The 8,079-nt window shown below is 72.3% G+C and carries 7 protein-coding genes; 3 read left to right on the top strand and 4 right to left on the bottom strand.

Translation table 11 applies throughout. The features are described 5' to 3' along the window. Both sepH and ppgK read right to left on the bottom strand, forming a co-directional pair. Positions 1–590, bottom strand: a 590-nt coding sequence (sepH, locus tag CM1CMNOD_RS16625; RefSeq protein ID WP_131774076.1) for a septation protein SepH, incomplete at its 3' end; no start/stop codon positions are given. A 286-nt stretch (positions 591–876) separates the two neighbouring features. Then, positions 877–1,701: a polyphosphate--glucose phosphotransferase gene (gene ppgK / locus CM1CMNOD_RS16620; RefSeq protein ID WP_013874746.1), complete on the bottom strand. Its 825-nt coding sequence runs from the start codon at positions 1,699–1,701 to the stop codon at positions 877–879. Positions 1,702–2,001: 300 nt separating this feature from the next. Between ppgK and moaA the strand changes: the two genes are divergently transcribed. Next, positions 2,002–2,988 (top strand): GTP 3',8-cyclase MoaA, encoded by a 987-nt coding sequence (gene moaA, locus CM1CMNOD_RS16615; RefSeq protein WP_013874745.1) that lies wholly within the window; start codon positions 2,002–2,004, stop codon positions 2,986–2,988. Beyond that, entirely contained in the window at positions 2,985–3,881 is an 897-nt protein-coding gene (locus tag CM1CMNOD_RS23290) for an NTP transferase domain-containing protein (RefSeq protein ID WP_013874744.1), read from the top strand. The genes moaA and CM1CMNOD_RS23290 overlap by 4 nt, the downstream gene beginning before the upstream one ends. Here CM1CMNOD_RS23290 and CM1CMNOD_RS16605 read toward each other — a convergent pair. Beyond that, complete coding sequence (locus CM1CMNOD_RS16605) at positions 3,878–4,192, bottom strand: hypothetical protein (protein WP_013874743.1); 315 nt, start codon at positions 4,190–4,192, stop codon at positions 3,878–3,880. The genes CM1CMNOD_RS23290 and CM1CMNOD_RS16605 overlap by 4 nt on opposite strands. A gap of 172 nt (positions 4,193–4,364) precedes the next feature. Beyond that, complete coding sequence (locus tag CM1CMNOD_RS16600; RefSeq protein ID WP_131772779.1) at positions 4,365–5,087, bottom strand: DUF5995 family protein; 723 nt, start codon at positions 5,085–5,087, stop codon at positions 4,365–4,367. Between the two features lie 324 nt (positions 5,088–5,411). Here CM1CMNOD_RS16600 and CM1CMNOD_RS16595 point away from each other — a divergent pair, with 324 nt between their 5' ends. Further along, positions 5,412–8,012 carry a sensor domain-containing protein gene (locus CM1CMNOD_RS16595; protein ID WP_050803581.1) on the top strand — a complete coding sequence of 867 codons (2,601 nt, stop codon included), beginning with the start codon at positions 5,412–5,414 and terminating at the stop codon, positions 8,010–8,012. Positions 8,013–8,079: the final 67 nt, after the last annotated feature.

The raw sequence follows: 8,079 nt of genomic DNA, 5'->3' as shown, positions 1-8,079 counted from the left end.
GGTGGTGGCGGGGCTGCGGGCTCGGCCGGGGCCTCCGGCGCCACCAGCGCCCGGGCCGCGTCGTCGTGCGGGCGGACGCGGCGTACCACCGGATCCCAGGTCCAGCGGGCGCACCGGCTCTCCGAGGTGAGCTGGACCAGCCAGATCCCGTCCACCCGGCGCCAGGCGTCCCACTGCGCGTTCTCCGGGTCGTCCTGCACGGCCTGCAGCCGCGCGTCCACCACCTCGCCGAGGGGACGGCCGGGCGCGCCGCCGGGATCCTTCGGCAGCAGGGCGGCCCGCGCCTCCTGCACCACCCGGGCTCGTTCGGCGAGCACCGGGCCCTCGTAGCGTTCCACCCGCTCGACCGCGATGCCGGCGACCCGCGCGACCTCCGCGGTGGTCTCACCGGCCCGCAGCCGGGCCTGGATCTCGCGGGGGGTCAGCGCGCTTTCCTGGCGCACCTCGTTGCGCCGCGCGCCGCGCAACGTGGCCCGCAACCGGTCGTCGACCGGCACCCGGAACTTTTCCGCGTCGGGCCCGCCGGCGGTGTCGGCGAGTACGAGGTAGCCGCCGTCCTCGCTGAGCGCGACCGCTCGCAGCTCACGCATGGCGCCTCCTCATCGGCGTGGTCCGAGTCTGCCACAGCGCGTTCGGTGACGATAGGTACCTGGGCTGCCGAGAACCCACCGTTCATCCCTACAACCACACCTTGCCATCGGTGCGCCTGTGGTGTCCCACCTCGCCGAGTCGACACGCTCTGCCGGAGTTGCCGGTATGGCGACACTACCCACTTCTGGGGACGACGGTAGCCGCGGGGCCACTTTTTGGAGACGACAATCGTCGCGAAGCCGGTCGCGAGGCTACATTTCGACGGCGGCGCCCGCGGGTCGCCTTTCAGGGACGACGGCCGCCAGGGGGCCTGGTGGCGGGCGGGCGCCGGCGCGTGGGCCGGGCCGTCATCTTCGGCCGGGCCTGGTCGCTGGCGCCGGCGAACAGGGCCGCGCCGACGATTCCGGCCTCGTTCTGCAGTTGTGCCGCGACGACCTTCGTGTTCACCTCGAGGCGGTCGAGAAAACGATCAGATTTTCGGCTGGCGCCACCGCCGATGATGATGAGATCCGGCCACAGCAGCGCCTCAAGCGCATTCAGATAGCGGGTGACGCGCTTCGCCCACTTCTCCCAGGAAAGATCGTCGCGTTCGCGGGCCGCCTCGGACGCCCTCGTCTCCGCATCGTACCCACCGATCTCCAGATGGCCGAGCTCGGTGTTGGGAACGAGCTGCCCGTGCAGGAACACCGCCGTGCCGATACCGGTGCCGAAAGTCGTCATGATCACGACGCCGCCGACGTCCCGGCCGGCACCGAAGGCCATCTCGGCGACGCCCGCGGCATCGGCGTCGTTGACCACGGCCACCCCGCCCGGGCTGCCTGGCAGCACCGATCCAAGAGTTGCCGCGACATCGGTGCCCACCCAGACCGGATCGATGTTGGCCGCGGTCCTGGCCGCGCCGCCCTTGATGACGGCGGGGAAAGCGGCCCCGACCGGCCCCGTCCAGCCGAAGTGCGCCACGACTTCCGCGACGGTCTTGGATATGGCCGCCGGTTGTGCCGGCTGCGGTGTGGGTAGCCGGAAGCGGGGCGCGGTGAGTGTTCCCTCGTCGATGTCGACGGGTGCACCCTTGATACCGGTACCGCCGATGTCGACACCGAAGACCTGCATGTCGCCTGTGTCCTCCTGTTACCACCGGCGCCGATATCTCTGACGCGGTATCCGCCATGCGCGGCGCGCACAGTGCCGCGGCGCGCCGTCGTGGGCACCCTGTGCCAAGCCGTGTGCCAACGACGTGTGTGCCAAGCCCTGTGTGCCAGCCCCGTGCCCACTCCACCATAGATCCGCACACCTCGTCGGCCTATCCGAGTGTGACACCGATATTCGGGGGCGGGGAGGATCATCTCCGGAGCGCTTCGGGCCGGCGTCCACGCGATCGAACATCCGTCAGGCACGGCCTAAGCTGGGTGGGTGCGCCTGCGCGATTCTCACGGCCGGGTGGCCGCCGATCTTCGGGTTTCGCTGACCGATCGCTGCAACCTGCGGTGTTCCTACTGCATGCCCGCCGAAGGCCTGGCCTGGCTGCCACGGGCGGGGATCCTGACCGACGAGGAGATCGTCCGGCTGGTGCGGATCGCGGTGACCAGGCTCGGTGTCGACGAGGTCAGGCTCACCGGTGGCGAGCCGACGCTGCGGCCGGGCCTGGTCGGCCTCGTCGCCCGGCTGGCGCGGCTGCGCCCCCGCCCGCAGCTGTCGATGACGACCAACGGCATCGCGCTCGTGGGCATGGCCCCGGCGTTGCGTGCGGCGGGGCTGGATCGGGTGAACGTCTCCCTCGACACCCTGCGGCCCGGCCGTTACCAGGCGCTGACGCGTCGGGACCGGCTCGCCGACGCGCAGGCGGGGCTGGCCGCCGTGGCCGCCGCCGGGCTGGTACCGGTGAAGGTCAACGCGGTGCTGCTGCGCGGCGTCAACGACGACGAGGCGCCCGATCTGCTGCGGTGGTGCCTGCGACGGGGCTACCAGCTGCGCTTCATCGAGCAGATGCCGCTCGACCCCCAGCACTCCTGGGACCGGGCCGCCATGGTCACCGGCGCGGAGATCCTTGCCGGGCTGCGTGGCGAGTTCACCCTCGCGCCGCTGCCCGCCCGGGGCAGCGCGCCCGCCGAACTGTTCACCGTCGACGGTGGGCCGGGCACGGTGGGACTGGTCGGTTCGGTGACCGCGCCCTTCTGCGCCGCCTGCGACCGGGTCCGGCTCACCGCTGACGGGCAGGTCCGGTCCTGCCTGTTCGCCCGGGAGGAGACCGACCTGCGTACCCCGATGCGGGCCGGGGCCGACGACGCGCAGCTGGCGGCGTTGTGGGTGCGGGCGGTCCGGGGCAAACGGGCCGGGCACGGCATCGACCAGCCGGCGTTCACCCAGCCGGCGCGGCCGATGTCGGCGATCGGCGGGTGAACGGCCGGCGGACGGGCTGGGACGCGGTAGTGCTCGCCGGCGGCCTGGCCCGCAGGCTCGGCGGAGTGGACAAACCGGCGCTGACCATCGGTGAGAAGACTCTGCTCGAGCGTGTGCTGACCGCGGTGGACGACGCCCAGGAGGTGATCGTGGTCGGTCCCCGGCGTCCGGTCGCGGCGTCGCGGCACGTCGTCTGGACACGGGAACGACCGCCCGGCGGGGGACCGGTCGCGGCCCTGGCCGCCGGTCTCGAGCTGGTGGGCGCGCCGTTGGTGGCGGTGCTCGCCGCTGATCTCCCGTTCGTGACGGCGGGGACCCTCGACGCGCTCGTGCGGGCGGTCGACGACGGCAAGGTGCAGGGCGCCCTGCTGGCCGACCCGGCGGGCCGCCGGCAGTACCTCACCGGCGTGTGGCGGACGTCGGCGCTGCGCGCTCGGCTGCCTGTGGTCACCGCCGGCGTTCCGATGCGCTCCGTCCTGGCCGGCCTGCCGGTGCGGGTGCTGCCCGCCGACGCGCGTGTCACGCTGGACTGCGACCGGCCCGCGGATGTCGAGCGGGCACGGTGCTGGGTCAGGGGTGCCGGGTCAGGGGCGCCGGGCCAGGATGGACGGGTGAGTTCTCTTGACGACTGGGTGGTCGACGCGGCCGGCGCGCTCGACCTCGACCCGGCGCTCCTCGACGTCCAGGGGGTTCTCGATCTCGCCCGGGAGGTGGCTCACGCCGTGGAGCGGCCCGCGGCTCCCCTGACCGCCTTCCTCGTCGGCCTCGCGGCCGGCCGCGCCGGCGGTGATCCGCGGGCGGTCCGGCTGGCCACCGACAGGGTGCTCGCCCTCGTCGCGGCCCGCGCGGGCGGCGACGCCCAGGACGCCCAGCGGCGCATCCAGGACGCCTAGCGCATCCAGGCCGGGTTGTCCTCCAACAGCTCTCGCATGTCGATGACCATCGTCTGCATGGTGAGCGGGTCGTCCACCGCTGACAGGCGGGGCAGCACCATCGTGGCCATGTCGGTGTCGACATCCCTGTCGGCGCCGGACGGGGCAAGGCCGAGAGGGCCGGTCTGGGCCTGGTCCGGTGCTGGTGACCGACCCCGGGCCGTGACGATCACCCGGTCCAGGCCGCCGAGCGCGAGGATCAGCACGAACCCCGGCAGTGCGAAGAGCGCCGGCCGCCACGCGGTCAGCGCCACGACGGCGAACACGACCATGACCGTGCACGCCCCGATCGTGTGGCGTTGCGCTGGTGGCAGTGCCGGGACCTTTCGACCATGTCGGTAGTGCGCCACGAGCTCAAGTGTGCCTCTCGCGGACGAATCCGCCAAAGTCCGGCCCCGTCCACCGGCAGCCGCGGCGGCCGGCCGCCGGCAGGCGCGCGGGCGGTTATCCCCCGGCGGGGGAGCGGGGGGGACAGGAGGCGGCGGCAGCGGACGCCGGCACGGGCGCGTCGCTGAACAGCGACCGCAGCCCCTGGGCGCCTGCCTCGGCGCGGGTCTCGATCGTCCACGCGATCACCGCGCGTTCCCGGCTGTCGCGGGCGGCGACCAGCCGCTCGGCGTCCCGCCAGGCGTTCTCCCGGGCGGCGACCAGGGTCGGGACGAGGGCCTCGCGATTGGTGCCGAGCCGGTTCGCCGCCTCGTCCGGCAGCGAGCCCAGCGGTGTCCCGGGCTGCGTGAGCAGGGACACCGCCACCTTCGCCAGGACCTCGTTGACCCGGTCGTGGTCGCCCTTGTGGCTGCTGCCGTCCGGGCCGGTGAGGCCCATGGCGGCGAGGACGAACGGGAGGTCGCGGGTGATGTGCGTGTGCATGCCGAGTACCAGGTCGCCGGCGGGGGAGACGGTGGGCGTCGAGGCCGCCGCGAAGGCGGTCCGCCACGCCGGTGGCACGTCGGCCAGCCTGCCGTCGGACCAGCCGTCGAACGCCCGGAAGTAGTACTCGGCGAACAGCGCGGCCTCGGCCCGGGCCCAGGCGGGGTCGGCGAAGTAGCCCGGTGTCGCGGCCGCGTCGCGGAACGTCTCGGTCGTGCGCAGGTAGACCAGGGCGAAGGACGCGCGGGGGTCGCAGTGGTCTTCCAGTAGTCGCAGCCGGTTACGCATTGTAGCCACTACGTCGTCCGTGCACGCTGTCGAACCGGTCGTACAGGGTGGCGGAAACGTCCCGTCCGTCTGCCGTGTCCAGGCGGGGGTGACCGCCGTCGTGGCCCGGCTGGTCGGCGCGGTCGCCCGAGCGGGTATGGCGATGATCAGTAAGCCGGCTGCAAGAGATATCGCGATTGCTGTGCGTAGCCGGATCATGGGTCTCATAGTAGCCTTATGGCTACCAGAAGTATTTACAACCCCGCGGTGAGTCGCAATACTGCTGCGCCATGTCCTCCAATGGTCACACTTCGCGTGAGATGGCTACGCTGCGCAGTTCGTGGCATCGCCAGGGTGCTGGCGGCGGATCCGCTCACCGCGGCCCGGCCGAGGACGATCCGGCGGCAGCGGGCCCTGCCGGCGCCGAGGGTCCCGCCGGCGCCAGGGGCCGTTCCGCCGCCCGCCGCGGACGGTGCCGCCCGGGACATTCTCGACAGACTGCCCGAGATCGTCTTCCGGACCGATGCCCAGGGCCGCTGGACCTATCTCAACCCCGCGTGGACGGTGGTGACCGGCTTCGAGGTCGAAGCCAGCCTGGGGAAGCACTTCCTCGACTACGTGCACCCGGACGAGCGCGACCACACGGTGGCGCTGTTCATGGCGGTGGTGGCCGGCGGTGCCGACCACTGTCACCACGTGACGCGCTATCGGACCCGGGGCGGGTCCTACCGTCGCGTCGGGATCCGCGCCAGCCTGCTGCGCGGCCCGGACGGCCAGATCGTGGGCAACCTGGGAACGATCATTGATGCGACCCGCGGCCACATCGACGCCGAGACGGTCGGCGAGCACACGGCGTTGCTGGAACTCGTCTCCGACGGCGCCCCGGTCGACGATCTCCCGATGGGGATCCTGCTCGTCGACCGCGCGCGCCGGATCCGCCGCGCGTCACCGGTCGTGGACCGTCTGATCGACGGCCGGCTGCGGGCCGGTGACCCGCTGGATCGGCTGGCCGGGCTGCTGCGGCCGTACGCCGGCGCAACCGCCCTGGAAGGCGAGTGGGGGCTGGTCGCGACGGCGCTCCGGACCGAGCAGCCGCAGCACGCCTACCTGAGCCTGCGCCTGGCCGCCGGACCGGTGGTCGACGGGTACGCGCGGGAGCGGGCGCTGCGGGTGTCGGTGATCCCCGAGGTCGGGGAGTCCCGGGACCTGCTGGCGGTGGTGCTGCAGGACGTCACGGACCTGCGGCAGGCCGAACGGCGGCAGGCGGCGGTTGCCCGTCTCGGCCAGCGCGCGCTCGTCGGGACGACGGTCGGCAGCCTGCGGCGGGAGGCCGCCGAGGTCGTGCGCGACACGCTGGGCGTGCCGTACTGCGAGGTGCTGGGACCCGTCGCGCAGCATGGCTCGGTGATCGCGAGGGTACTGGCCGCGGACAGCCCGGTGGTCGTCGACCATGGCGTGACACCCCTGGGTGTGCCGTTGCCGGGCGCCTCCGAGGTCTACGGCGGGGTCGGCCGGGTCGCCGGTGTCGCCGCCCGCGTCGGAGCGGCCGGCCGCGGTTTCGGGCTGCTGGTGGCGTACACGACGCAACCACGGGAGTTTGCCGCGGACGAGGCGGACTTCGTCCAGTCGGTCGCCAACGTGCTGGCCGCGGCGATCGAACGGCACAACGCCGAGCAGAAGGTCCGCCGCCAGGCCCTGCACGACCCGCTGACCGGCCTGGCCAACCGGATCCTCCTGCACGACAGGATCTCCGGGGCGCTGGGGGAGATTGAGCGGGACGGCGGGCGGCTCGCGCTGCTGCTGATGGATCTCGACCGGTTCAAGGAGATCAACGACACGTTGGGTCACAACGTGGGCGACGACGTGCTGCGCGAGGTCGCCGTACGGCTGGGCCGGGCCACCCGGCCCAGCGACACGGTCGCCCGCCTCGGCGGGGACGAGTTCGCGATCCTGCTCCCGTCGACACCGGGGGGTGCCGCCGACGCGCTGGCGGTCGCGGGCTGCATCCGGGCGGCGCTGGCCGAGCGCATCGACGTCGGCTCCCTGCCCCTGCACGTGGACGGCAGCATCGGGATCACGCTCGCCCCCGCTGACGGACGTGATCCCGGGACGCTGGTGCGCTGCGCGGACGTGGCCATGTACCGGGCGAAGCAGCTCTCCCTCGGCGTCGCCGTCTACGCCCCGGACGCCGACCAGAACCGCCGGGAGCGCCTTGAGCTGCTCGGCGGCCTGCGTTCGGCGATCGCCGGCGGTCAGCTCGTCCTGCACTACCAGCCCAAGGTGGACCTGCGTACCGGGCGGACCACAGCGGTCGAGGCGCTGGTCCGCTGGCAGCATCCGGCCCACGGGCTGGTCGAGCCGGGCCGTTTCGTCCCCTTCGCCGAGCAGAGCAACCTGGTCAAGCCGCTGACCCGCCGGGTGCTCATGCTCGTGCTCGACCAGGCGCGCTCCTGGTGGGACGCTGGCCGGCTGTTGCCGGTGGCGGTGAACGTCTCCGCCCGGATGCTGCACGACGCGGAGCTGATCTCGACCGTGCGGGCGGAGCTGGATCGCACCGGCCTGCCGCCGCGGGCGCTCGAGCTCGAGCTCACCGAGAGCGCGGTCATGGTGAACACCCGCAACGCGATGAGCGTCATCACCCGGTTACGCGGTGAGGGAATCCGGATCTCGGTGGACGACTTCGGGACGGGATACTCGTCCCTGGCCTACCTGCGTGATCTTCCCGTCCACGATCTCAAGATCGACAAATCGTTTGTGGTGAATGTGGCGCATCGCACGAAGGACTTCTCGATCGTCCGGTCGATCATCGATCTCGCTCACAATCTCGATCTTCGAGTGGTTGCTGAAGGTATCGAGTCGAGCGAGGTCTGTAGCCTGCTGCGCGACCTGGGGTGCGACGAAGGGCAGGGTTTCTATCTCGGTCACCCGGTGCCGCCCGCGGATCTCGCGGCCTAGAACTGTCTGGTGGTCGTCTGAGTGCCGCCCGCGCGATCGAACATCCCTCGGGCACGCCCTACTAGAC

The sequence above is a fragment of the Protofrankia symbiont of Coriaria myrtifolia genome (genome assembly GCF_900634755.1).
GTDB lineage: Bacteria > Actinomycetota > Actinomycetes > Frankiales > Frankiaceae > Protofrankia > Protofrankia coriariae.
This window is presented reverse-complemented; position numbering and strand designations above follow the sequence as displayed.

Coding starts and splice junctions, on each gene's coding strand:
- ppgK (WP_013874746.1), bottom strand. CDS start 1,701: ATGCAGGTCTTCGGTGTCGACATCGGCGGTACCGGTATCAAGGGTGCA.
- CM1CMNOD_RS16605 (WP_013874743.1), bottom strand. CDS start 4,192: ATGGTCGTGTTCGCCGTCGTGGCGCTGACCGCGTGGCGGCCGGCGCTC.